We start from the raw sequence: 25,541 nt of genomic DNA, 5'->3' as shown, positions 1-25,541 counted from the left end.
GCACCGAAACCCGGCAAAATATCCTTTTGCCGGGTTTTCCAATCCTACTGAATGATTTGTACATTTTCATATAAATAAGCTTCTTCCGGTGCCTTTATTTTCTTCGAATCTTTTAAATCGATCACCGGTACGGGTTCCCCTTTATAGCTTCCTTTTTTTAATGTCCCTGTAATCGTATACCAATCATTCGTCTTCATTCCTTCCACATTCCCGTTGACCATATATCCGTATAACGTCGCATCGACCACACAGCAGGACATGGAGAGGCGGGAGATGGCCATTTGTTTTTTCGTAAATGTATCCTCACGGTATATGAATCCGGAAATCTCTATTTCCTTCCCCTCGATCGTATCGAGGTTGTTCAGTAAATAATCCAGTACTTCAAAATAATTATCATCGGTTACGGAGATTTTCTCCCCATTCGCATGTTTCCCTGAATCATATGAACTTACCATCTGTGCCTGCTGCTTCGCCATCCCCCTTTTCGCCAGCACTTCCCCGCTTAATGTAAAGTCGGTCAGGATGAAGCCCAGAAGAATCGGAAGGAAGAACAAACTATATTTCAGGACCAGTGCGGAGGAGGAAGACTCACCATTCGATCCGCAATCACAATGTTGTTCACCCTGTTTTTGTTTTTTCATTCGGAGCAGGCTGATCACTAAAAAAGCAAAAAGTGCCGCCAATGCATATGGGACCATCTTGGGTGCAATCAATTTCGTTAAATATCCTGAAACATACAATTTAAAGATCATGAGGCCCAATCCCAGCAGCAGCAACCCTTCAAGTCTTTGGATAAAAAAACGTTTCATCAGAAGCCCCCCTTACTGATCAATATGCCTGCAATCAGGCATAGGCTGAAGACGACTGCGAAAATAAGCAGGACATACGTGACGACGAAGCTCCGTTTAAAACAGGACATCATGATCAAAACATTTTTCAGATCCAGCATGGGGCCAAATACAAGGAATCCCAGTATGGAGCCTGGCAGAAAACTATGGGAAAAGGAGGCCGCTACGAATGCATCAGCTGATGAACAGAGTGAAAGCACAAACGCAATTCCCATCATCAACGCCGTGCCTTTTATTGGCGCCTGACCAATATCGGCCATTACGGACCGATCCATGAACACCTGAAATAGACTGGCAAACAAGGCCCCGATGATAAAGTATCTGCCGACCATAAAAAACTCCTGCGAAGTATGATCAATGAAGCTTGTCCATTTACTCGACTGAATATCATGTTCATGCCCTTGTACCAGTTCCACCTTGTCCTCTTTCACCACATCTTTTGTGCTGAATATATGAATGAATAAACCTGCGATTATGGCCGTCAGGACACAAAGGATGATTCTTCCATATAGAATGGACGGATTATTTTGGAACGCATAATAAGTTGAGCCAAACACGATGACATTCAATATTGGGGCTGTTACGAGCAAGACCACACCTGCATGGACCGGGACACCCTTTTGAATCAATCTCCGGACGACCGGGATGATTGCACATTCGCAAACCGGAATGATCAGCGCCGCCGCTATCGCGGCAAAAATGGCCGTCAGGGGGCTTTTGGGTATCATCCGCTGAATGATTTCTTCACTGATGAACAACTGGATGAATGATGAAGCAATGGCCCCGAGGAACAGGAAAGGAATCGATTCTAAAAACAATCCCAAAAACACGACGAACACAGAGTGAAGCATCGGGTAGTCGGAGAAATCAATCGCTTTGGGAATGAACACATCGCCTAGAAAAAAGAATGCCAGCAGCAAAAACAGCAGAATCAATAACAGCAAATTTCCCGTGTAGCGTTTCAAAAGCATATTTAACCACCTCACAAATCATAATTATTACGATTTAAGTTTGGATTCGGTCTAGTATATGCTTTTGATAGGGTGAACAGAACAGAAAAAAAGAGAATGGAAGACATTCCCCACCCTCATTTATTCCTTCGATATAGATCCCTGCTCTTATAACCTTCTCCTAAAATCGTTTTCATTTCCTGGCGCCGTTTCACTTGTGTCGCCTCTTGTTTTGCACTATACACGTAACGGGCCCAATCCTTGCGATACCCTGGCGTAAGTGATTGATAGAACGCAAGCAAATCAGGGGAGTCCTGCAAATCTTTCTCAATTTCAGAAATCATGCCGATATAATCATCTACTGATTGGCTTGCTTTGGTAGATGGACGGTTTCTATTTTTTGAGTCTACTTTCAGTCCGACTACCGTAAAGACATCATCCAACCCAACCATACGCGCAAACTTCAGGTCACTCGAGCCGACATACCCTTCATCATCCGCACCAAGGCCCTGCATCAGATCATCACGATGAATATATGTAGCATATTCTTTATTCCCCTTCTTGGGGTACGCCAAAAAAATATAGCCGTTTTTACTTAAATGATTTTTCTCAATCACCTTATCCACGATTCTCTTTAAAGAATCCATATCCAATACAAAGGCAAATATAAGATCATAGGCACTTTCATTAAGCTTTGTATCGTAATCCGGCAGCTCTGCTAAATAATCCGCCCCGGCTGGCTGATTCAGGACTGCCACCCGTTCATATTTATGTAAATTCAGTTTTTCAACTATTGTTTTAGCCATTGCATTCACCACCTAGTTGATTTTTTCTACCTTCAGTTTATAAGCTTCCCATTGCGTTAGCAACTTTTCTCTGGATAGTATAAAAAGTCAAAATTCGATGTGGAAACCTTCCGTCTCTTTTCATATAAACATTTCTAGGAAAATATTAACTGTGCTATAATTCAGATATAATAATTTCCAATTTCCAGCTTCATTTTTCGGTTCATTAGCGGAGGCCCTAGGCGCAACATTCTAAGTAGGCATAAACTCAACTTTTTTGCATAGGCATGATAGGGTATCAAAGCTCCAGAAAAAAATGTAGCCCCTGGAAATACAGACCTGACTCCAGCTCTGTATTTCTCCCTCAAAATTATGAATACCAATGAAACATTAGAAACCATGCTTCAAAACATAGTGTCGCACTCCTTCAATCATGAATCCACTTTAAATCAGGTGTTTTTCCCGTAGTTTTTATGCATTCTTTATGCAATCAGATATCCCTTTTTTTCCTATTTCAAAAAATTCAGTGATGCTTTCATATGTGGGTGTCACAAAAGGGGAGTTCTCATGAATTATATCGAGTATGATTTGCTATTTGAATCAAGAAAACAGTTAATTGAGGAAATTACGGAGTTGGATGAAAAAACGCTCCACCATAAGCCTGTGCCTGAAGTATGGAACATCGCCCAAATTTGCCATCATTTATATCTTACGGAGCAGGTTTTTACCGAAGTTATAGCAAATGGCATTCGGGAGAGGGATTTTAATAATATCATTCAAAAAAACATTTACTTCGTTACTGATAGAACAAGGAAATTCTCATCCCCTGAGGCCATTTCACCCTCTTCAGCCCCATTTCAATTATCGAGCCTCATGGATTTGCTGGCAGAATCAAGGGATCGATTATTACAGGTTCTTTATGATATGGATTCAGATATCCTGTTAAATAGAAAGAAAGCCAAACATCCCCTGTTCGGGGACCTCTCATTGGATCAATGGATTGAGTTATTATCCTTACATGAACAAAGGCATATCAAACAGATTCAAGAAATAAAGACCGCCCTTATATAAGCCTTTCATGACAAATTAGATAATCAACCGGAGACTTTTCAAACAAAACAAAGAGACCACGTCATTTTGTGGTCTTTTTTCATGCATGCTATGAAACGATCGTGACTGTCGGGGCTGCACCAAGTTGATAGATTGGCAGAGCCCCTATTTCCCTAACCAGCATTCTAGTATCAAGATGATACTTTTAGTTTCCTTTTGATTTGTGTTGCGAAGATTTCAAGACAGATTGCGATGATCAGGATAAAATAAGTGATTGCTCCAATTTCACTCAAGTCAAAGTAAAATCCACTTGCCATGAACATATCGAAGCCGATTCCTCCTGCTCCTGCCGCTGCGCCCATTGCGACCGCCACTGCAAAATTGATTTCAAAGCGCATGAAGGTCCACGAAATGATATAAGTGATCGAAGATGGAATGATGACTTGGAACACGATCTGCCACCAATTCGCTCCGCTTGCTTGCAGGGCCTCTATAGCTCCTTTATCAATTTCCTCGAAGGATTCCGAGTAGGCCTTCACAAGGTAACTTATGGAGTGAAACGTCATCCCTATAACGGCCGCTACACTGCCCAGCCCTGCTGCGACTGCAAAAATGAGGACCCATAACACGGTAGGAACGGCTCTAATCAGGGCAACCGATCCCTTTATGATAATCGATAATGGCTTGGACGAGATATTTCCAGCCGCTAAAAGCCCCAACATCAGGGCAATGATCGCACCAAATATTGTTGTCAAGAAGGCTAAACCTAATGTAATCGACACCTGATAAAGCGCTTGTGAAAAGGTAAAGTGCTTCAGATGCGGTTCAAAAAACATGGTCTTCAAATTGTCGGCGGTCAATGACAGCGCGTCCCACAGTTTAACATCCTTATAATCAAAACTGGCAAAAGCGTATATGGTCAAAACTGCCAGTACCAGCATACTCAACCTAATCGCGATTGAAGATTTCGAGAAGGGCTTTTTCGATAATCGTTCAAGTAGCAATTTATCTAAATCCTGGCCAGTAGGAGCAGGAAATGGTTTGATTGGACCTTCTGCCTGCATTATAAAATCACCCTCCTCACATAATTTGAGATCAATTCAATAGATAATATCGAAATGATGATCGTAATGACGACAAGGCTGGCAATGTCATAACTCAAGTTTTTATAGTACAGATTAAACGTAAAACCAATGCCCGATCCTGTAAGCAGCCCGACCAATGTTGCATTCCTGATATTCGTTTCAATCATAAAAAGTACCCAGCTGATCATTTGCGGAATTGTCGAAGGAATAACAGACTGCGAAATGACGGTTAGATAACTTGCGCCGGTTGTCTGCAAAGCTTCTACAGAGCTTGAACTCACTTCATCAATCGTTTCAATAAAAGCTCTTGTTAAAAAACCGAAAGATCCGAAAAACAAGGCAAAATAACCAGTCAAGGAACTTTGTCCAAATGAGAATAGCAGAACTAATGCCCATATTGAGACATCAATATTTCTAAATAAAACGGCTATCCCACGGCTAAAACCTCCGAAAAATGCATTCACCCTTGTCGTATTTGAACCCAATATCGCAAATACAAAGGCCAATATTCCCGCTAATGTGGTTGCAGCAACGGATATTAAAAGTGTTTCTTTCAGCTTTACCAAAATGTCTGGGAGTTTGGCAAGGGAATCCTTTGTTGGATAGAAATTCGATAACGACCATTGTATGGCCTTAGGAACCGAAGTAACCCCTTTTGCGATGCTGAATTCTGTAATGATGATGGAAATAACCGTCGCAGCCCCAATAAGCAAAAACAATAGTAGTGAATTTCTTCTCTTTTTAGCAAAAACATCAGCCGGCATGGGAACCTCCCAAATCAAAAATCAACTTTCCTTCATCTGATCCATAGATCTGATGGATATCATTTGAGGTTATATTTTGAGTTGTGTCATTGAAAACAACCTTGCCGCTATTTACACCGATGATTCGATCCGAATACTTAAGGGCAACATCGACTTGATGCAGGTTGACTATTACTGTGATTCCCATGGAAGTGCAGATATTCCTTAAATGGTCCATGATCACTTTGGAAGAATTCGGATCAAGAGAGGCAATCGGTTCATCGCATAATAGCAATTTGGGATTTTGGATAAGCGCCCGCGCAATCCCAACCCGTTGCTTCTGTCCTCCGCTCAACTGATCGGACCTTTTATAGATTAGATCTTCAAGACCGAGAATTTGGAGCAATTTAGCAGCCTGAAGTTTCTCCTCTTCACTATAAAGCCCAAGGATTCCAGCCAATGTAGATTTATAGCCTAATCGTCCATGCAGGGTATTTTCAATCACACTTAATCTATTTACAAGATTGTAATGTTGAAAAACCATCCCTATTTTCCTGCGTACTTTCTTTAACTCCCTTTTATTCACCTTGTATACATGATCATTATCAAAAATGATTTCTCCGCTAGAAGCATCGATCATCCTGTTGATGCATCGAAGGAGAGTTGATTTCCCTGCTCCGGATGGCCCTATGATCGAAACGAACTCTCCTTCTTTCACAGTGAAGTCAATATTGGATAACGCCTTTGTACCATTTCCAAAATGTTTTGAGACATTTTTCACTTCCAATAATGTTTTCATGTATGATCCTCCTACAAATTACTGCCTTTATTTAGATAATTCCCGAATTGGATTGAACCAGTCATCCTCGACTTCTACCAATCTTTCTTTTCCGCTCACCCGTTTAAATAGACCTGATAACTTAGAATCTTCCGGTACAAAAACTTTTTCGTTATTGGCTATTTCATCAGACATCAACGTTTCAAGAATTTTTTCACGTGTTTCCTCACTGACTAATTCGGTGTTAACAACGAAAGGTGCATTCAAAACTGGAGTCACTGAAATGAGTGAGAATGTCTTACCCACAACTATGTTGAAGGGTTCAGCTGCATCCTTCTTCACCTTATACACAGCACCTGCTTTATTCTCTTCCCCATCAGCCAGCTCCACATAATTATTGACACATGTATCACAAAAAGCTGCCACTTCCGCTTTCCCTGTCAAAAGATTTACAGCCGAACCTTGGTGTGAACCGCCATAAAGCACTTCACTGAAGAATTTATCTTTCCCGCCTTCCAATAAATCCTCGGCCTTTAATTCCTTGAATTTATCTTGCTGTGAAAAATAATCAACGATTCCCGTGGAAGGAACTTTGAAGCCGGATGTAGAGCTATTTGATACGAAAGAGAACTTTTTCCCTTGGATACCGTCTATTTTGTATTCGCCGTTCATTTTATAGTCATCTGCATTTTGGACAGCCAGCCAGCTATTATAGACTGCATCATCCAACGTACCTGATTCACCGCTTGGAACAACCAGGGGTTGAACACTATCGTTTTTGTTGTTTGCTTCAATATATCCTTGTGCACCCAGGAATGCTAAATCTGCGTTTCCATTAGCAATGGCCTCGATTGCAATGTTATAATCCGTAGTTGTCTTATGTTCGACTTTCTTTCCTGTGGCATCTTCCAAGATCTTCCCGATTTCATCGCGGGCTTCCCCTAAATCTTCCCCGGATTCATTTGGCAGCCATGCTACGGTCAATGTATCATCTTCATTTGCACCTGTTGAACTACTAGAAGAACAGCCTGTGAACACCAGTAAAATAACTAACATCAATATGGACATCATCGATTTTTTCACGTTAAATCTCCCCTCCAATTAAAAGATCATTTCTCATTACAGCCACTTCACATATAACCATACCGGTACAATACTAACCTGCCGTTAAGGGGGCTGAATATTCAGTAAAGTTTATGTGAATTCATCGTTAAATTTTTTGAATAGCTTGAGTAAAACAGCCATTCTGCATGCTATATTCTCTAGTTACTAACCGATTCATGAACTCCAAGTCATGAAATATGCCCAGCATTGTCGTTCCTTCATTCATTAGCTGTTCCAGCAGGGTTTTCACCTTCACTTTAGAATCGTGATCCAAACTTGCTGTCGGTTCATCCAACAGGAGGAGCCGCGGCCTTTTCACCATTGCTCTTGCAATATTTAACCTTAGCTTCTCTCCTCCTGAAAAAGTAGCAGGGTAACTGTCCCATAGCTCTTTTCCTATTTCAAAGTGGCCGAGGATTTTTTCTGTTTCGATATTGGCCATTTCCCTTGTTTGTCCCATTTCAAGGATGGCCCCAGTAACGAGCTGCCTTGCTGTCGTTCTTGGCATGACATTTAAAAATTGGGATACATAGCCTATCTCATGCTTACGCAGGTAAATCATTTCCCTTTCTGTTGCTTTTGCTAGATTAATCGCACCAAAGCGTGAAGAATCATACCAGATGTCTCCTTCTTGAACCCGATAAGTACCATAAATCGATTTTAGGATCGTTGATTTTCCGCTGCCGCTCTTGCCTGTAATGCCAATGAATTCGCCTTTTTTCACTGTGATCGTAATATTGCTGACCGCATGGATATTCTTGCGTTGATTATGTAAAATAAAAGACTTGGATAAATCATTGATCTCCAATATGTTCTCCACTTTGCCACCCGCTTTCTAGAATTTATATCCTGTAATTCGTTTTTTGAATCAATTTCCCATCTACAATCACAGTTGTTATTACAGGGAAATCACCAGAAATTTTTTCAATAATAAGTATGTCAGCCTTTTTCCCTTCGCGAATCGATCCAATTTCGTCCTCCATCTTGACTGCCTTTGCGGGATTAATCGTAACCAGCTTGAACATATCGACAAGATCCATCCCATGGTTTTCGACTAATTCAAACATTGAATGGAGAAGGGCTGAAGGGTAATAATCACTGCATAATATGTCTATGCTTCCATCCTGAATGGCTTCAGAGGCACTTAAGTTCCCGCTGTGAGAACCTCCCAAAAGCACATTTGGTGCACCGGCTATAGTATACATCCCCATATCATGGGCCTTACGGGCAATCTCAAGTGTGATTGGAAATTCACTTATACTCGTTCCAAAGCTGTGAACCAATTCAAGCTTCTCTATTGAATCATCATCATGTGAGGCAACGGCAATATTGTTTTCTCTTGCCAGCAGTGCGATCTCCTTCATTCTTTCAATCGTCAGCTTTTCTTTCACTTGATGAGTCCGGATCATGACATCAATGGCTTCATCACTATAATCGTTATACCCTCTTAAAGTGTTTCGATAAATCTCTAGATGCCGATACTGTCCTTGTCCTGGAGTGTGGTCCATGAATGAGACCAGATGCACTTTCTTTTCCAAAACATATTCTCTTAGACTATCAATATCATCCAAATTATCGATTTCATAACGTGCATGAAACCGGTGACGCACTAGGTGCTTCATCCTATGTGTTTGATCGATCAAATCAATAAGCTTTCTTACATTCTCCGGCTCCCGAATGGGCTTATATGCGTATTCAGTGGATTTATAGAGCGATAGAGAGTGAAACATGGTCGTAATCCCATGCGTAATCAATTCCTTTTCCGTTTCTCTTAAGCTCAAATTAAAATTCATTAAAGAAGTCGGGCGCGGCGCAGTCATATGTTCAATATAATCTGAATGGAGATCAATGAAACCTGGTGAAACATATCCGCCCATAGCGTCCAGCACTTCCATCCCAGGACTTCTCTCGATTTCTCCCACAGGTGCAATCCGGCAAATTCTATCATCCTTAATTAAGAGATCATGGTCCATCAGGATCGAGTCTTCCGTTATTATTTTTCCATTTTTAATCAGCAACAATGTCTCTTCCCCCATTTTCGGTTTAGTTTCTTTTACAGCAGCGAGTGTACTAATTGCTGGGTATAAGGATGCTGTGGATCTTCGAGTATTTGATCTGTTAAACCTCGCTCGATTATTTTACCCTCCAGCATAACGAGAGTACGGTCTGCAAGCATTCGGATTACACCCAGATCATGGGATACCAATACCATGCTAATATTCAAATCTCTTTGGAGGCCTTTAATTAAATCCAATACACTTGCTTGAACTGATAAATCTAAACCCGTGGTGACTTCATCCAAAAGCAGTATGGGAGGATTGTTGGACAATGCTTTGGCTATCTGGACCCTTTGCTGCATTCCCCCTGAGAAATTCCTTGGTTCTTCTGTCATTCGATGAATCGGAATATTGACTGCTTCAAGGAGTTCGGCGCCTCTTGATTCCATGCTGCCAACATGTCTGTTCCCGGCTGAAATCAACTTTTCGGCAATATTGCCGATCGAGGAAAAATCCATTTTCAACCCTAGAATCGGGTTTTGATAAACCTTCCCCATCAGGTGGTTTCGAACGTATCTTTTCTTCTGGGCAGACTCCATGAAAACATTCTTTTTTCCTTCCTCAAAGCCAGCTACATACAGTTCTCCATCGGTCACTTCTTCATCAAAATACAAACTTTTCATTAAAGTGGATTTGCCGCTGCCGCTTTCCCCTACAATTCCAAGAACTTCACCGTGATACAAATCGAATGTCAGATCTCTGCAGGCATAAACCGTCCCGCATTCGTTACAATAGTTTTTCGTCACTTTTCCTGATTTCATATGTTTGCATGCCGAACATCCGTTACCATACTGTTTGCTCATTTGTTTAACTGATAATACGGGAACCTCAAGCACAGACATTTAATTCACTCCCAATGATTGTTTTTGATTGACCATTTCAAGGCAATTGCTTGTATCATTGCATTGGAAATACGTTTCCCCTGATTCCTCATCAACAAGTTCATCCAAAAACACATCATTGGAACCGCAGAGAATGCAAGAATGATTTGCAAAGGACTCGATTTCAAATTCATAATCATCAAATGCCAAAGATGATACATTTGTATATGGGGGTACTGCATATACCTTTTTCTCCCTGCCTGCACCTAACAAAATGAGTGCTTCATTACCGTCCAGTTTGGCATTATCGAATCTTGGTATCGGGCTTGGTGCCATGACATACCTGTCGTGAACCATCACCGGATGGTCTGCATCCGTCGCCATTATTCCGTACTTCATAATTTGTTCAAATAACATAAGCCATGCTCCGCTATACTCTCTCTCAGCATGCAGCTTTTTCGTTTCATGTTCGCTCGGCTCGAAATTCCTTAAAGGTTCCGGTAACGGAACTTGAAGAACTAATATCTGGTCCCGATGCAGCGGCACTTCCGGCACCCTGTGTCTTGACTGGATTAAAGAGGCTTCTTTTGTACGATCCGTTGTCCTCACCCCAGTGGTATCAGATACGAGTTTTTTTATGTTAACGGCATTAACGGATTCATCCGAGCCTTGGTCGATCACCTTAAGGACGTCATCCTTTCCGATCAATGACAATGTCAACTGCAGTCCGCCTGTGCCCCAACCTCGTCCAATCGGCATTTCCCTTGAAGCGAATGGGACTTGATAACCGGGAATGGCAATCGCCTTCAGTGTTGCCCTTCTAATTTCCCGTTTCGACCCTTCATCAAAGAATGCAAAATTATAAGTCTTATTCATGCAATCCAACCTCCTGCTCTGTGGTCTTATCTTTTGACTTCCGAATGCTATCAAGCTTGGATTGGAACGTAACGTAATGAGGCATCTTCAAATGGGAGATGAAACCCGTCGACTCCACTGAATCTATATGATAAAGAACGAATTCCTCGTTGTGACTTGGAAACTCCTTGTTTGGTTTTTCCAAGCAATTATCCAAGATGCCCATAGCGATTGCTTTCGTTTCATTTTGTCCCATGCACATGCCATAGCCAACTTCAAACTCTATTTCTTTTTTGCCTTGTTCTTTTTCTACCGTAAGCGGAATGAGCATCTCTGCCTCAGTTGCTGTGAAGTCCCCAATATAATAGCTATCTTCCTCTTGCCCTTCGTCCAGCAGCGGGTGATCGAGATGGACGGGCAACTGGCCTACACGCAGCTCCCCTACTGTCGGGTGCAGTGCACCATATCCACGGATGACTGCATAAGCAAGCGATGTAACTGCGCCGGTTTGGCCCCTTGTTAAAATTTGCAGGCGTTCACTCCGCATTGAAGGAAACTCCAGACTTTTCCTTGTCACATCCCCAGGCTGCAAATCATTGTTCTCACAGCTTGCTAATAAGCCTTCACTTCTTAAGTAGTCCAAAACTTTAGGCAGGGAGTTTAAATCAGCACTATCATTTTGATTTTCTGTTGAATGATCTTCCTCTTGAAAAGCCCGTAACCAATCTTGTATGCTTATATCCGATTCTTTTTCCAGCTCCGAATCTAGTAACCGATGTGTATAATCGGTCGTGGCACCTAAAATCTGTCCGCCAGGCACATCCTTAAAACTAGCTGAAATCCGCCGTTCCACTTTCATATTTTCAGAACTGATCACCCGTGAAACATGTTTTCGCGGCAAAGTGGATCGATAGGCTCTCAAGAGGAAAACAGCTTCTTCCGGATTGCCTTCAGCCTGTTTAATGGCAAGTGCAGCCAGTGATTGATCATACAAACTGCTTTCTGACATAACCTGATCGATCAATCCTCTCATCCCGGCTTCTATCTTATGCAGTTCTATGGCCGTCCCTTTTTTGACCCGTTCATACTTTAAGCGTTTGATGGATTCCTCAATCGCCTTTGTTCCGCCCTTTACTGCAACATATCCCATAAAATCTCACCCCCATTTTCTCTAATTTGAGTCGTTCTCGGCAAAGCTATTAAACGATCTTGTTGATCAACAAAATACATATCGATTCCTAACGGGAATTCCATGTTTTTTTCGTTCCTTGCAGCCAGCCAGGCGGAGACATTCGGGAGACTTAAGAATGATTCGTCTTGAATTCCCGGTCCTGAAAGAATCATTGAGTCCCCTTTCGTAACATCCGGTACTTCTAGAATGAGCATCGCCGATTCATGAGGGTTCAAAAGATTTCCTACCTTTGCTTTATTCAAGGCTTCCTTCATTTGCTCCTCGGAGGCATCATGTAAAATAAAGATAAAATCCGCTTCCGGCAAATCAACAGGCTTTGAATAAGTAAGCTGATTGATCATTCTTGACACGGCCTCCTCCGCCTTTGAAATGACCTTAAATGACACTTCAGGGTCGAGTACCGTTCGTGCAAGCAGGATGGTCGAAGATAAGCATTCCATTTGAACATCCAACGTCCTGGCCTCCCTATCCAAAACCACTAAAGTTCCAGGTCTTGAAGTCGCCGTTACAAGCTTTCTATAAACAGTTTGTATATCATGAACTACATCCAAATTCATTGCTTTCCCCCCTCTTATTGAACATCCATTGTTTCGAAGTTAACCTTGGTTCTTAAGATCGATCGATTTTGCTCTTGAAGATTTTTTTGTATATTCTTCTTCTCATTTTCTAAAACATGTGACCATGACCTTGTTTCGCCAAGATCAGCCTCATAAGCGGCATCAATGATCGCTAAACTATGTGCCAGTTCTTCCCGCTGTCCCTTAACGATACCAATCCCGATTGAATCCTTGATTTGGACCGTGCATTCTGTCACCAGCATTTCCCCTAGATAAAACAAGCTCTTTTTTGCCGTTTCCCTTGTCTTTAGCAACACAAGGGCACTCTCTGGCTTTTGAATGACGGTAACTTTATATTTCATGGCTATTTCCTTGGCAAATTCCTTCGCAATGTCCTCAGAGCCTTGAATCAAAATCTCGGTTCTTTCCCTTCTTCTCATTCCATTGGCCTCCAATGTTTTAGTTTCAAGCTAACATCTTCAATGTATCTTGTTGCCAAGTGAACGTACGTTAAGAAAGAGTAAATCTTTGTATGAAATTTGTTAAAGCCGGGCCTGCACTATTCAAATTTCGTGCTTTACTCGTGAATTCGGAGCATTTACTCGTGAGTTCCGTACCTTTACTCGTGAATTCGGGGCATTTACTCGTGAGTTTCGTACTTTTACTCGTGAATTCAAGGCATTTACTAGTGAATTCGATCGATATCTGGAATGGAAGTTTTTATATAACATATGTGAAACAATCGCTCCGATAGATTATGACCGTGTGCTCAAGGACTTGATTACTCCGCTTATCCCGGCATAATGATTCCACTTGCAAAAGTGGAATCAAACTTGAACACTGCAAAATATCCCGTTCGAAAAGAGTGGGAAAAATCACATTCAGCGTGCTCCTGCTGGATCCGAACTCTACAAAGCCACGCTGCCGATAATATTGAAACATGGAGGTTATATCCGGACCGTCCTTTTCTATTTCAGGAAATGTTGATTTTGCTACAAAAGATGTATGGAGAGCAATCGGGAAATCGTCCATTAACCTAAGCCTGCCAATTTTAAAGACCTTATCATCACTTTCCACCTCAAGGCTTCGAAAAATCTTCCGATCATAAGAAATTTCTTCGCAAAAAATAGTACTCGTTTGAAAGGAAAACTGGAATTCCTTCATTTTCTCGGTGAAACTGACATCTCCGGATAGAATTAACGGAATTTGTTTCTTGGTTTCCTGGACATAACTTCCTTTACCTTGCTTCGAATAGATAAAGCCTAAATCTTGAAGCTGCTCATATGCTTTCCTGACAACCATTCTTGGTACATTAAATTGATCGGCGAGTATATGCTCTGAAGGTAACTTTTTATCCAATTGAAAGGTCCCACTCTTAATTTCAGATATCAAATGATCCACTAAAAAGTTTTTTTCCGCCAACAAAAATCCCCCTTTACATATAATTTCCTTGTTACTGTCAGTGTAATGAGAAAATATGAAGCTATCATGATTTTCTTGTAAAAAAAAAGTCCTGGTCAATTACCAGAACGAAAGGAAGCACTTATTTTATCGATCTTTTTCCATACAATCCCCTGCATGTTCATTCTTTCAAATTCCTAATCCAGCATGTAAGCATGCCGCTCTCACAGCAAAATTCCTGGTTTCATAGATCGATATTTTTCAATACCACATCATTAATGGCCATGCTTTTTTTCCTTAATTTCAAAGCATTCACACATTCCGTTCCAGGGCTCATACTGCCAAGCCGAATCGGCTTCTCCCCATAATCCCCATGAAAATCCGAACCTCCTGTTTTAATGAGATTATATTGATCTGCATATGAAATCGCTCTTTCCTCTTCTGCATGACCATGATGCGGGTGAAGAACTTCAATCCCTTCAAGCCCTGCTTTTACAAGATCAGGGATAATTTCGAAGCTCCCGTATTGTCCAGGATGAGCAAGGACCGGGACGCCTCCTGCAGCACGAATCGCCTTCACAGCCAGTATGGCATCCACATACTCCATAGGAATAAAGGCAATGCCCGGCTCTTCCCCATTTTGGCCGCGGCTGAAGATTTTCTTATACAAATCTCCATAGATAGAATCCGTATACCCCGATTCCCGAAGCGCCAGCATAATATGCTGTTTATAAACACCGGTTCCTCCCCTGAATTTAGATACCTGATCCCAAGTTATTCGATATCCTGCATGAATCAGCCGTTCCACCATTTTTTCAGAAGCTGCATTCCTCTTTTCAATCAGTGGATTACATAAATCCTCAAGGGCCTTATGACCAGGCTCAACAAAATAGCCCAAAATATGTACACGCCTTCCTCTTGCAAAGTCATAACCGGAAACTTCGATACCAGGGATGATTTCAATTCCTATTTCCTTACCCCGTTCCACCATCTCTTGCAATCTCATTGTTGTATCGTGATTCGTAATCGCTAAATGGCCAATGCTCTCCCTTTTTGCAACCTCCAATAATTCTTCAAAAGAACTGGAACCATCTGAAACGTTCGTATGACAATGTAATTCAACCTTCATGCCAATCCCCCCATTCTTATTCGTTACCCATTTTCATTTTAACTTAGTGCCATGTCGGTCAACGTTAAGATGATGTAAAAAAACGTAAAGGTGTAAAAGTCGTCCTGATTGGTGAAAATACTTAAGTATTTCAGACTGTAGACAAAAAAATACCAGTTGATTTCAGAACCCGCTCCCTTTCCTCCGACTGCCTGCCAAGCGTCCTCGACTTAAACGTCTCCGGGGTCTCGGCCAGCCAGTTATTCGGCAGGAGTGTCGCACATTTCTTCCATCCATTAAGGATTACAGGGAAAAATAGAAAGATAAACTAGTCTTAAACATGGTTCGGAATAAGACGAACCTGCAGTTTTTTCTTTTAAAACACAAAGGTGATTGGAACGGAAGGGACGAGACTCCTGCGGGAAAAGCGTGGCTTGGGAGACCCCGCAGGCGCGCCGAGGAGGCTCCCGCCCGCCCGCGGAAAGCGAGTGCCTGAAGTGGAAATCAACGTTCCAAAGTAACATGTTCATTCGTCCTTTTCAGCTCCCTACCCTGTAACGGATTTCCCATCAAGTTGAAATAAAACCAGAATAAAACCAATAAAAATTTTGACTTACTGTCAAAAATGATGTACATTACCTAATGGGCGAACAATTTTTATTAAAAAAGACAAAAATATTCGTATATAGAGGTGCATAACATGGAAAACGTGTTTGATTATGAAGATATTCAATTAATTCCTGCAAAATGTGTAGTAAATAGCCGTTCTGAGTGTGATACATCCGTTACTTTAGGTAAACATACATTCAAGTTACCTGTAGTACCTGCCAATATGCAAACGATCATTGATGAAAAGATTGCCATTTACTTGGCTGAAAACGGTTACTTTTATGTCATGCATCGTTTTGAGCCAGAAAAACGACTGACTTTCATTAAAGACATGCATGCAAGAGAATTGATCGCTTCAATCAGTGTCGGCGTTAAAGATGAAGAATACGGTTTCATCGAACAATTATCGAATGACAACATTGTACCTGAATACATTACTATAGATATTGCACACGGACATTCCAATGCCGTGATAAAGATGATACAGCATATTAAAAAACATTTACCTGAAAGTTTTGTCATTGCAGGAAATGTGGGAACTCCTGAAGCGGTACGTGAATTGGAACATGCCGGTGCAGATGCTACAAAGGTGGGCATTGGACCAGGGAAAGTATGCATCACTAAAATCAAGACTGGATTTGGAACGGGCGGCTGGCAATTAGCTGCACTTCGCTGGTGTGCTAAAGCGGCAAGCAAGCCAATCATCGCCGACGGCGGCATTCGTACGAACGGTGATATTGCCAAATCGGTTAGATTTGGAGCTTCAATGGTCATGATCGGTTCACTATTTGCCGGACATGAAGAATCTCCTGGTCAAACGATCGAGAAAGATGGAAAGGCCTTTAAAGAATACTTTGGTTCAGCTTCTGAATTCCAAAAAGGTGAAAAGAAAAACGTTGAAGGCAAAAAGATGTTTGTCGAGCACAAAGGATCTTTGGAAGATACGTTGAAGGAAATGGAACAAGATCTTCAGTCATCCATTTCATATGCAGGCGGTACCAAGTTGGAAGCCATCCGGAATGTGGATTATGTGGTCGTTAAGAATTCAATCTTTAACGGTGACAAAGTTTATTAAGAAGGAACGTAATAAAGAACGGCCTAATCAATGGATTAGGCCGTTTTTTATCATTATACCTTTTTAACAAATTGGGATTTTAATTTCATTGCACCAAAACCATCAATCTTGCAATCAATATCATGATCTCCATCAACTAGACGGATGCTTTTGACTTTAGTGCCCATTTTTAAGACGGATGAGCTCCCTTTCACTTTAAGGTCCTTGATTACCGTAACGGTATCACCATCATTCAAGGCGTTTCCATTAGCATCTTTGATAACCTTCTTTTGATCACCATTTTCGTTTTCCGCTTCCATCGTCCACTCATGGGCGCATTCCGGGCAAACAAAAAGACTTCCGTCTTCGTATGTATATTCTGAATCACATGCAGGGCAATTAGGAAAATCAGGCATAAATTCACTTCCTCCATTCATTATGCCAATTTTAATATAATAATGGTTTACACACAACCAGTAGTCTATTACCTCCCCTGTCCCCCCTTCCTCTAGAACCTATAAAGGTTTTACTATATACTTTTAAGAAAAAGCTGGAAAGTGCGGTGAACCCATTGTTTAAACTTCTATTGATAGAAGATGATACGACGTTATTCAATGAAATTAAAGATAGATTGGCGCAATGGTCTTATGATATTTACGGAATCGGCGATTTTAGTAAGGTGGTTCAGGAATTCACGGACATAAAACCTGATTTGGTCATCATTGATATACAGTTGCCGAAGTTTGATGGATTTCATTGGTGCAGAATGATCCGGTCCCATTCCAATGTTCCCATCATCTTTTTATCATCACGTGATCATCCTACGGACATGGTGATGTCCATGCAGCTTGGAGCTGATGATTTTATTCAGAAGCCTTTTCATTTCGATGTACTCATCGCGAAGATACAGGCCATCCTTCGCCGTGTCTATAATTACAATACGGAAAAGATCGAATTGAAAACCTGGTGCGGCGCCACCGTGGATTACGAGAAGAACACGGTTTCGGCCGAGACGGGCACAATCGAATTGACGAAAAATGAAATTTTCATCTTGAAAAAGCTCATTGAACAGAAAAACAAGATCGTAAGCCGCGAAGAATTGATCAACAGCCTATGGGATGACAAACGTTTTATAAGCGATAACACCCTTACTGTTAATGTGAACCGTTTACGAAAGAGGTTGGATGAACTGGGTTTAGGTCATTATATTGAAACGAAAGTCGGACAGGGCTATATCGCCGTAGAAGAGGCAAATGCATGATCAGAAAATATCTCGTGGAAAGGTTCAGCTGGATCACCTTTTACATCCTTCTTCATCTATTCATTATCTTTGTCGCCTATCTTGATTCGGCCATTCCGTTAAAGCCCATACTGTATATTGTTTTTTTATCCTTGCTCATATTCAGTATGTTTCTGATATTCCGCTATAAAAAAGAAACGTATTTTTATAAAAGTTTAGAAGTGAGGGAAGACAACCTGGATATAACGAATATAGCCGAACCAGAGAGCCCTTTCGAAAAAATCATAGAAAACAGCATCATTAACCAAACTGAATTATTGAAGCAGTCCGCTGCAATCGGTCAAATGACTTTAGAGCAGGAGAAGGATGAATTATTATCTTGGATTCATGAAGTAAAGACACCATTGACGGCGATGCATTTAATGATTGACCGCTTGGATGATGAATTGCTGAAATCACACTTGACTTATGAGTGGCTGCGCATTCATCTTCTTCTTGATCAGCAGCTCCATCAAAGGCGCATGCCTTTCATCGAAAATGATTTGTATATAGAGAAAACCGATTTGGAAACAATAATCTTTGATGAGATTAAAACGCTGCGATCATGGTGCATTCAAAAAGGAATCGGCTTCGACATACAATTGGACGTAACCGAAGTGCTTAGTGATGCCAAATGGCTGGCCTTCATCATGAGGCAGCTCTTGACCAACTCCATTAAATACAGTGAAAATTCAGATATCACCATTTATAGCCATGAGCGAGCCGGACAAACGGTTCTTGAAGTGCAGGATTCCGGACGGGGAATTGACCCAAAGGATTTAACCCGCATATTTGATAAAGGATTTACATCCACGACAAACCATCGTGACAATGCGGCAACCGGCATGGGGTTATATTTAACCAAGAATGCGGCCGAGTCCCTATTCATCTCCATTGATGTGAAATCAGTGCCTGGAACCGGGACGACCGTTACCTTGACCTTCCCAAAAAGAAATGATTTCGTGAATATCACAAGCATGTGACAAAAGTGTCACATGCTTTTATTCTTTGTTCGTCCAAACGAAGGAAAAGAAATACATGGCCTTTTATAATGAGGATATAGAAAAAAAGGAGTGTATCCAAATGAATATATTAGAAGCGAAAAAAATCCATAAAAGCTATGGTAATAAATTCAATAAACAAGAAGTATTAAAGGGTCTTGATATAAGCATACAAGAAGGCGAATTCGTAAGTATCATGGGTGCTTCCGGTTCAGGAAAAACGACTTTGCTGAATGTCCTTTCCTCGATCGATAAAATCAGCAACGGCACCATTACAATCGATGGTAAAGAGATTTCAGGGATGAAAGAAAAGAATTTGGCCGAATTCCGTAAGAACCACTTGGGCTTCATTTTCCAGGAATATAACCTATTGGACACATTGACTGTCAAAGAAAATATCCTTCTGCCCTTATCCATTACAAAAACGCCAAATAATGAAGCGGCACAAAAGTTTGATAGCGTGGCAAAGGAACTGGGCATATATGAAGTGAAGGATAAATACCCAAATGAAATTTCCGGTGGTCAAAAACAGCGTACGTCTGCAGCGCGGGCTTTCATCCATGATCCAAGCATCATTTTTGCGGATGAACCGACTGGGGCGCTTGATTCCAAATCAGCTTCCGATTTACTGAACAAACTGAGCAAAATGAATAAAAAGCACAAAGCGACCATCATCATGGTAACCCATGATCCCGTGGCCGCCAGTTATTGCAGCCGAGTCATTTTCATTAAAGATGGACAAATATATACACAATTGAATAAAGGTGAAGAATCCAGACAAATCTTCTTCAAGGACATCATGAAAACACAAGGTGTATTGGGAGGGGTTCAAAATGAGCATTAATCAACTCATCTTGCGAAATCTGAAAAAGAATCTGAAGAACTATTATCTGTATGTGTTTGCCCTGATCTTCAGCGCTTCCCTGTACTTTGCCTTTGTCACCTTGCAATATGACCCTGCGCTGGATGAAGCGGAGGGTACGGTGAAAGGGGCCGCCTCCATCAAGGCAGCATCAATCCTGCTTGTTGCGATAGTTTCCATATTCCTTTTATATGCCAATAGCATTTTCATTAAAAGACGCAGTAAAGAAATTGGCTTATTCCAATTGATAGGCATGACGAAGAACAGGATATTCCGTATCCTGAGTGTGGAAAACCTGATCCTGTATTTCTGTTCCGTATTTCTGGGAATCTTTGTAGGGTTTGCCGCTTCAAAATTGATCATCATGATCCTATTTAAAATAATGGGTGTCCAGGCAATCGCGACTCTTACATTTTCTTTTCAGCCGCTAGTGCAAACCTTGCTCGTTTTTAGCGCCATCTATCTTTTAATCATGTTGATGAATTATGCCTTCATTAAAAGGCAAACCATTCTATCATTATTTAGAGTGACTTCCATGACGGAAGGAAAAGTGAAGAAGGTTTCGATGGTCGAAATGATCATCGGGATATTCGGGATCATGCTGATCATTACTGGCTATGTCGTTTCATCCAAATTATTCGATGGAGCATTTACACAGATGACCGAGCTTTTCATGGCCATGATCGTCATTCTGGCAACCGTCATCATCGGGACCTACCTATTCTATAAAGGATCCGTAAGCTTCATCTTTAATATCGTCCGTAAAAAGAAAAATGGCTATTTGAACATCAATGAAGTATTGTCCCTTTCATCCATCATGTTCCGGATGAAATCGAATGCGATATTGTTGACGATCATCACGACCGTTTCCGCTTTGGCAATCGGTTTATTATCATTAAGCTATATCTCCTACTACTCAGCGGAGAGAATGGCACAAAGCAGTATCCCTACCGATTTTTCGATGACGGATAAGGGAGATGCAGATGCATTCAAAGAAGCTTTATCAGACAGTAAAATTGATTATGACGCAAAGGTGATTGACGTCATTCAAGTGGATGTCAATGTAAAGGAAATAATGGAAACGAGCCTCGAAGGAGTGAACTTCGATTCGGGCATCATGACCGTTCCCGTCATCAGTGATGAATCCGTTAAAGGAATCAACCTTGCTGAAGATGAGACCCTTTTCAGCGGATACAGTAATATGATGGAGAATGTCATATCCTTAAAGGATTCCGGAAAGATTGAACTGAAGGGCAAAAATGAAGTGATTCCGCAAACATATATGGGATTGAATGATGATACCTTCCTGTCCTATTACTTCACGAGTGGCGGATTGCCCGTTGCCATTGTAGACCAAACGATATTCGACCGTTTGAAAAAGGATGTCGACCCGAAAATCCAAAAAGTATCATCCGTTAATATCGGCATTGATGTGAAGGATGAAGCTGAACTTGAAAAAGCGAATGATCTATTCAAAAAAATGAGTTTTAAAGAAGAACATGTGAATGATTCCCAATTAGAAATGTTCAACACCCAGAAGAAGAATATGGGTCTTATCATGTTCATCGTCGGCTTCTTGGGATTAACCTTCCTCATCACATCCGGCTGTATCCTGTATTTCAAACAAATGGATGAAAGTGAAGGTGAAAAACCCAATTATACAATCTTAAGAAAACTGGGATTCACGCGTGGTGACCTACTAAGAGGAATCCAAGCAAAACAGGTTTTTAATTTCGGAATTCCTTTAATCGTCGGGCTGCTTCACAGTTATTTCGCAGTCCAATCAGGATGGTTCTTATTCGGAACCGAAGTTTGGACACCGATGATCATCGTCATGGCATTATACACGGCACTGTATTCGATCTTCGGAATCCTATCCGTATTTCATTACAAGAAGGTCATCAAAGAATCTCTATAATTTCGAAGATACTAAAAGCTCCAGGGCCAATGAGGCACTGGAGCTTTTAAACTGTAGAAAAATCCGAAGAAAAGCCAGTTCCCCTAAAATTTTTCTAAAAAAACATTCCAGTTGATTGGAATGGGTGTTCGAGACTCCTGCTGGAAAAGCGTGTCCAAGGGAGACCCCGCAGGCGCAAAGAGCTCCGAGAAGGCTCCCGGACCGCCCGCGGAAAGCGAGTGCCTGGAGTGGAAATCAACGATCAGATTATACAAACCCTCAATGAAGTTCCAGCTGCTTTCAGAAATCCGCTCCCATTAAAGTACCCCAGCCGGTTTCATCATTTCCTTGATCAATTCCCTATTGCGCTTTTTAAAGATTTCATTATGGGAAGAAACCATCCCCACTCCGTGAGCGTCAGGCTGGATATATTGCTTTGCCTTGTTTACGGCATTTGCAGCATCTTGAAAAGTGCCTGCTATCAGGTTCAATTTACCTTCATGCTTAAGGATATCACCGGCTGCGTATATTCCATCCATCGATGATTCACTCGAAGGAGTACCTTCAATATAATAGTTGTCGGCAATGGCAATGTCCACTTTACTATTTCGAAGCAGCGATGTATCACGCTCATAACCATGATTGATGATGACTTCATCGATCGGTAAGTAAGATACCTCTCCCGTTGCGTGATTCGTCAGTTCAACATGTTCAATTGATTCATGATCATCGCAGGCGATCAATTTTGTAATCGTCGTATTCAAGAAACAAACAGCAGAGCTTTCCATCAATTGCCTTGCTTGTGATTCATGTCCTGCTAAACTATCTTTCCTGTATGTCAGGTACACCTTTTTGGCGATGGGCTCTAATTCATTTGCCCAGTCTATAGCAGAATTCCCGCCGCCTGAAATGATCACCGTCTTATCCTTGAAGCGATTGAAAGACTTGACAGTATAGTTTAAATTGGAGACTTCAAACCTTTCTGCCCCGTCTATTTCCAACTTTTGCGGATTCAGGATTCCGCCGCCAACCGCGACAATGATCGTCTTGGAAAAGTGCACTTGACCTGAAGCCGTATGTAAAACGAAGATGCCTTCTTCATTACGTGTGATTGATTCCACTTTCTCATTCAAGACGACTGTTGGATTGAATGTTAAACCTTGCTCCACTAGCTGCTCAATTAATTTTTCCCCAGTAGTCGGTGTCAGCCCTCCTACATCCCAAATCATTTTCTCTGGATAGACATGAATTTTCCCGCCCAGCCGTGGCTGGTATTCAATCAGTTTAACTTTCATTTCTCTAAGTCCGCTATAAAAAGTGGAGTAAAGGCCTGCTGGCCCTCCCCCAATAACCGTTACATCAAATAAATCCTGCCGTTCCATCTACGTCCACTCCCCGGTAATCAAGTGTGATTGATTATCATTCTCATTTAATCGTACACTCTTTTCTCACTTTTTACAATAAGCAGTCGAGTTAAATTTCAAAAAAAAAAATCCTGCACGCGTATGTATAAGATTGAAAAAAAGTGCAGTCATCCTTCATCCCTACTCAAGGATGAAAGATGCTGCACTTTTTTTGTGATGAATGTTAGTTTGAACGAGGTCTTTTCCCGTCCGCTATAAGAAGGTTGATATGATCTATGAGTTCAGGTAGTTCCTCCATCGTTTTGATGGTGAAGTCTGCCCCGTTTTTCAAAAAGATATCTGCCGTTTTAGAGATGAGATCTTGTTTATCTCTTTCTGGCAAACTCGTATACTCATCCAAACTCAATCCCATCTCAGAGCTTCCGACAATGACTCCGACCGACCATACCCCAGCATTCACTCCCTCTTGCATATCGGAAATGGTATCGCCTACCTTCACTACCTTCCATGATGCCGCTAATTTCAATTTTTCCATATTCCGATAGATCATGTAAGGATATGGCCTTCCAATCGAATGGGTTGCATCCGGGGTTACATGGAAATCGGGCCCATACCCTTTTTTCAAAGCATTTGCTGTGACGACCTCCATCATTGTATCGGTATATCCCGTTGTCGACCCAATCTTCAGGCCGCGATTCCTTAATGCTTCCACCGTCTCGATAACCCCTGGAATGGGATCTGTATAATCCGCCAATGACATCATCAGCGCCGGTTCGAATTCAGCATATAGATTTTCAATGTCTGCCTCATTGAATGGCCTTCCGTATTGCTCCTCCCATAACGAGGATATCCTTGGCATGGTCAGCATCGCACGAATATGGTCGATTTTCAGCATGCCCATCGGAGCTCTGGCTTCCTCCATCGTCACGTCCAGTCCAGCATTCTTAAAAATATCCACAAAAACATTCACTGGTGCAAAACATCCAAAATCCACCGCTGTTCCAGCCCAATCCAAAATGATTCCTTCTACCTTATTCATACTGTCACCACTTTCATATATTTTTCTACGATCCTGCCTAGTTCCTCGATATCTTCTTCATGGATTTCGCCAATATTGCCGATCCGGAATGTATCTATGTCAGTCAGCTTTCCGGGGTAAATTACATAGCCCCTCTCTTTGATGAAAGTGTAGAAGTCCCCAAAATCAAAGGTTTCAGTTGGAAAAAGGAAAGTTGTAATGATAGGCGATTGTTTATCAGGTGAGATGTATGCATAGATGCCCAATTTCCCCATCAGCTCCCTCAGCCTATCATTATTATTTTTATAACGGGTGAATCTGGCTGGGATGCCGCCTTCTTCCGTTAATTCTTCCAGCGCTTTAGCAAACGCGGCCACTACATGTGTTGGAGATGTGAAACGCCATTTCCCATCCTTGTCCATCTCTTTCCACTGGTCATATAAATCCAGGGACAAACTGCGGGCATTGCCTTCACAAGCCAACAATTTCTCAAGCTTTGCAATGACGAAACCAAAACCAGGGATTCCTTGAATGCATTTATTCGCACTGCTGATCAAATAATCAATTCCGAGTTCAGGCACATTCATCTCCACTCCGCCAAAGCTGCTCATCGCATCAATGATCAAGGATTTCCCTTGTTCGTTTGATATCTTCGAAACCATCTCTATCGGATTTAAAATCCCTGTCGTCGTTTCACAATGAACCATCGCTATATGTGTGATGTCGCGATCATCCAGTAAAATGTTCCGGATTTCAGCTTCCTTTGGATATTCATTGTACTCTACGTCATATTCAACATGATTCAGGCCGATGCACTCCGCCATTTTCACAATCCGTTTTCCATATGCTCCATTCGTAATGATCAGCACTTTATCGGATTTTGAAAGTGCAGTCGTCAGCACAGACTCTACAACAAACGAGCCGCTTCCCTGCATAAGTACAGCCGTATATTCTCCGTTTGCAGCATATGCCAATTCAAGAAGCTGGGATCTGATTTTTTGTGTGATTTCTTTATAATCATTTTCCCACGTGCAGCGGTCAACAAGCATTTCCTGTTTCACCGTACTTGTAGTGGTCAGCGGTCCAGGCGTCAATAGTTTATAGGTATTCATTTTCCTTCACT

At 41.6% G+C, this 25,541-nt stretch carries 26 protein-coding genes; 6 read left to right on the top strand and 20 right to left on the bottom strand.

Annotation, left to right across the window (positions count from 1 at the left end; translation table 11 throughout):
• Positions 1-44: 44 nt before the first annotated feature.
• The 3 genes from AC1DIV_RS03725 to AC1DIV_RS03715 all read right to left on the bottom strand — a co-directional run bounded on the left by AC1DIV_RS03725 (position 45) and on the right by AC1DIV_RS03715 (position 2,604).
• Complete coding sequence (locus AC1DIV_RS03725; protein WP_340877221.1) at positions 45-809, bottom strand: TIGR03943 family putative permease subunit; 765 nt, start codon at positions 807-809, stop codon at positions 45-47.
• Entirely contained in the window at positions 809-1,819 is a 1,011-nt protein-coding gene (locus AC1DIV_RS03720) for a permease (RefSeq protein WP_340877222.1), read from the bottom strand. Before AC1DIV_RS03720 ends, AC1DIV_RS03725 begins: the two co-directional genes overlap by 1 nt.
• A 116-nt stretch (positions 1,820-1,935) precedes the next feature.
• On the bottom strand, positions 1,936-2,604 hold the full coding sequence (locus AC1DIV_RS03715) for a YdeI/OmpD-associated family protein (protein ID WP_477575788.1): 669 nt from the start codon (positions 2,602-2,604) through the stop codon (positions 1,936-1,938).
• 546 nt (positions 2,605-3,150) lie between these two features.
• On the opposite strand from AC1DIV_RS03715, the gene AC1DIV_RS03710 reads away from it, so the two are divergent.
• Positions 3,151-3,654, top strand: coding sequence for a DinB family protein (locus AC1DIV_RS03710; RefSeq protein WP_057276759.1), 504 nt, complete (start codon positions 3,151-3,153; stop codon positions 3,652-3,654).
• Positions 3,655-3,824: 170 nt separating this feature from the next.
• On the opposite strand, the gene AC1DIV_RS03705 is transcribed toward AC1DIV_RS03710, so the two are convergent.
• The 13 genes from AC1DIV_RS03705 to AC1DIV_RS03645 all read right to left on the bottom strand — a co-directional run bounded on the left by AC1DIV_RS03705 (position 3,825) and on the right by AC1DIV_RS03645 (position 15,355).
• The gene (locus AC1DIV_RS03705; RefSeq protein WP_477575786.1) at positions 3,825-4,697 is read right to left on the bottom strand and encodes a PhnE/PtxC family ABC transporter permease; all 873 of its coding nucleotides are present in this window, start codon (positions 4,695-4,697) and stop codon (positions 3,825-3,827) included.
• Entirely contained in the window at positions 4,697-5,482 is a 786-nt protein-coding gene (locus AC1DIV_RS03700; RefSeq protein WP_477575784.1) for a PhnE/PtxC family ABC transporter permease, read from the bottom strand. Before AC1DIV_RS03700 ends, AC1DIV_RS03705 begins: the two co-directional genes overlap by 1 nt.
• The gene (phnC, locus tag AC1DIV_RS03695; protein ID WP_477575782.1) at positions 5,472-6,260 is read right to left on the bottom strand and encodes a phosphonate ABC transporter ATP-binding protein; all 789 of its coding nucleotides are present in this window, start codon (positions 6,258-6,260) and stop codon (positions 5,472-5,474) included. Before phnC ends, AC1DIV_RS03700 begins: the two co-directional genes overlap by 11 nt.
• A 27-nt stretch (positions 6,261-6,287) precedes the next feature.
• Positions 6,288-7,322 (bottom strand): phosphate/phosphite/phosphonate ABC transporter substrate-binding protein, encoded by a 1,035-nt coding sequence (gene phnD, locus AC1DIV_RS03690; protein ID WP_477575780.1) that lies wholly within the window; start codon positions 7,320-7,322, stop codon positions 6,288-6,290.
• A 127-nt stretch (positions 7,323-7,449) separates the two neighbouring features.
• Positions 7,450-8,163 (bottom strand): phosphonate C-P lyase system protein PhnL, encoded by a 714-nt coding sequence (locus AC1DIV_RS03685; protein ID WP_134783612.1) that lies wholly within the window; start codon positions 8,161-8,163, stop codon positions 7,450-7,452.
• Between the two features lie 22 nt (positions 8,164-8,185).
• The gene (phnM, locus tag AC1DIV_RS03680; protein ID WP_253349785.1) at positions 8,186-9,364 is read right to left on the bottom strand and encodes a phosphonate metabolism protein PhnM; all 1,179 of its coding nucleotides are present in this window, start codon (positions 9,362-9,364) and stop codon (positions 8,186-8,188) included.
• Positions 9,365-9,396: 32 nt separating this feature from the next.
• Complete coding sequence (locus tag AC1DIV_RS03675) at positions 9,397-10,242, bottom strand: ATP-binding cassette domain-containing protein (protein WP_477575778.1); 846 nt, start codon at positions 10,240-10,242, stop codon at positions 9,397-9,399.
• On the bottom strand, positions 10,243-11,097 hold the full coding sequence (locus AC1DIV_RS03670) for an alpha-D-ribose 1-methylphosphonate 5-phosphate C-P-lyase PhnJ (protein WP_251544332.1): 855 nt from the start codon (positions 11,095-11,097) through the stop codon (positions 10,243-10,245).
• Positions 11,090-12,226, bottom strand: coding sequence for a carbon-phosphorus lyase complex subunit PhnI (locus tag AC1DIV_RS03665; RefSeq protein ID WP_340877230.1), 1,137 nt, complete (start codon positions 12,224-12,226; stop codon positions 11,090-11,092). Before AC1DIV_RS03665 ends, AC1DIV_RS03670 begins: the two co-directional genes overlap by 8 nt.
• On the bottom strand, positions 12,208-12,825 hold the full coding sequence (gene phnH / locus AC1DIV_RS03660; protein ID WP_318290417.1) for a phosphonate C-P lyase system protein PhnH: 618 nt from the start codon (positions 12,823-12,825) through the stop codon (positions 12,208-12,210). The genes AC1DIV_RS03665 and phnH overlap by 19 nt, the downstream gene beginning before the upstream one ends.
• A 14-nt stretch (positions 12,826-12,839) precedes the next feature.
• The gene (gene phnG, locus AC1DIV_RS03655; protein WP_477575776.1) at positions 12,840-13,265 is read right to left on the bottom strand and encodes a phosphonate C-P lyase system protein PhnG; all 426 of its coding nucleotides are present in this window, start codon (positions 13,263-13,265) and stop codon (positions 12,840-12,842) included.
• 280 nt (positions 13,266-13,545) lie between these two features.
• Positions 13,546-14,247, bottom strand: coding sequence for a GntR family transcriptional regulator (locus tag AC1DIV_RS03650; RefSeq protein WP_340877233.1), 702 nt, complete (start codon positions 14,245-14,247; stop codon positions 13,546-13,548).
• Positions 14,248-14,470: 223 nt separating this feature from the next.
• Positions 14,471-15,355, bottom strand: a complete 885-nt coding sequence (locus tag AC1DIV_RS03645) for a PHP domain-containing protein (protein ID WP_283905866.1) — start codon at positions 15,353-15,355, stop codon at positions 14,471-14,473.
• Between the two features lie 679 nt (positions 15,356-16,034).
• Here AC1DIV_RS03645 and guaC point away from each other — a divergent pair.
• Positions 16,035-17,018: a GMP reductase gene (gene guaC / locus AC1DIV_RS03640; RefSeq protein WP_063594447.1), complete on the top strand. Its 984-nt coding sequence runs from the start codon at positions 16,035-16,037 to the stop codon at positions 17,016-17,018.
• 53 nt (positions 17,019-17,071) lie between these two features.
• Here the strand turns inward: guaC and AC1DIV_RS03635 are convergent, their stop codons facing one another.
• On the bottom strand, positions 17,072-17,413 hold the full coding sequence (locus AC1DIV_RS03635) for a zinc ribbon domain-containing protein YjdM (protein ID WP_251541810.1): 342 nt from the start codon (positions 17,411-17,413) through the stop codon (positions 17,072-17,074).
• 155 nt (positions 17,414-17,568) lie between these two features.
• Here AC1DIV_RS03635 and AC1DIV_RS03630 point away from each other — a divergent pair, with 155 nt between their 5' ends.
• From AC1DIV_RS03630 to AC1DIV_RS03615, 4 genes are all read left to right on the top strand, one after another.
• On the top strand, positions 17,569-18,258 hold the full coding sequence (locus AC1DIV_RS03630; protein ID WP_048689368.1) for a response regulator transcription factor: 690 nt from the start codon (positions 17,569-17,571) through the stop codon (positions 18,256-18,258).
• Positions 18,255-19,259 (top strand): sensor histidine kinase, encoded by a 1,005-nt coding sequence (locus tag AC1DIV_RS03625; RefSeq protein WP_477575775.1) that lies wholly within the window; start codon positions 18,255-18,257, stop codon positions 19,257-19,259. The genes AC1DIV_RS03630 and AC1DIV_RS03625 overlap by 4 nt, the downstream gene beginning before the upstream one ends.
• A 100-nt stretch (positions 19,260-19,359) precedes the next feature.
• Positions 19,360-20,121 (top strand): ABC transporter ATP-binding protein, encoded by a 762-nt coding sequence (locus AC1DIV_RS03620; RefSeq protein ID WP_477575773.1) that lies wholly within the window; start codon positions 19,360-19,362, stop codon positions 20,119-20,121.
• The gene (locus AC1DIV_RS03615; protein WP_340877238.1) at positions 20,111-22,057 is read left to right on the top strand and encodes an FtsX-like permease family protein; all 1,947 of its coding nucleotides are present in this window, start codon (positions 20,111-20,113) and stop codon (positions 22,055-22,057) included. Before AC1DIV_RS03620 ends, AC1DIV_RS03615 begins: the two co-directional genes overlap by 11 nt.
• Positions 22,058-22,353: 296 nt before the next feature.
• On the opposite strand, the gene AC1DIV_RS03610 is transcribed toward AC1DIV_RS03615, so the two are convergent.
• From AC1DIV_RS03610 to phnW, 3 genes are all read right to left on the bottom strand, one after another.
• Positions 22,354-23,418, bottom strand: coding sequence for an NAD(P)/FAD-dependent oxidoreductase (locus AC1DIV_RS03610; RefSeq protein WP_421162850.1), 1,065 nt, complete (start codon positions 23,416-23,418; stop codon positions 22,354-22,356).
• Between the two features lie 205 nt (positions 23,419-23,623).
• The gene (gene phnX, locus AC1DIV_RS03605) at positions 23,624-24,439 is read right to left on the bottom strand and encodes a phosphonoacetaldehyde hydrolase (RefSeq protein ID WP_477575771.1); all 816 of its coding nucleotides are present in this window, start codon (positions 24,437-24,439) and stop codon (positions 23,624-23,626) included.
• On the bottom strand, positions 24,436-25,530 hold the full coding sequence (gene phnW / locus AC1DIV_RS03600; RefSeq protein WP_477575769.1) for a 2-aminoethylphosphonate--pyruvate transaminase: 1,095 nt from the start codon (positions 25,528-25,530) through the stop codon (positions 24,436-24,438). The genes phnX and phnW overlap by 4 nt, the downstream gene beginning before the upstream one ends.
• Between the last annotated feature and the right edge of the window lie 11 nt (positions 25,531-25,541).

Source organism: Peribacillus sp. 05N428, from assembly GCF_056397085.1.
This window is presented reverse-complemented; position numbering and strand designations above follow the sequence as displayed.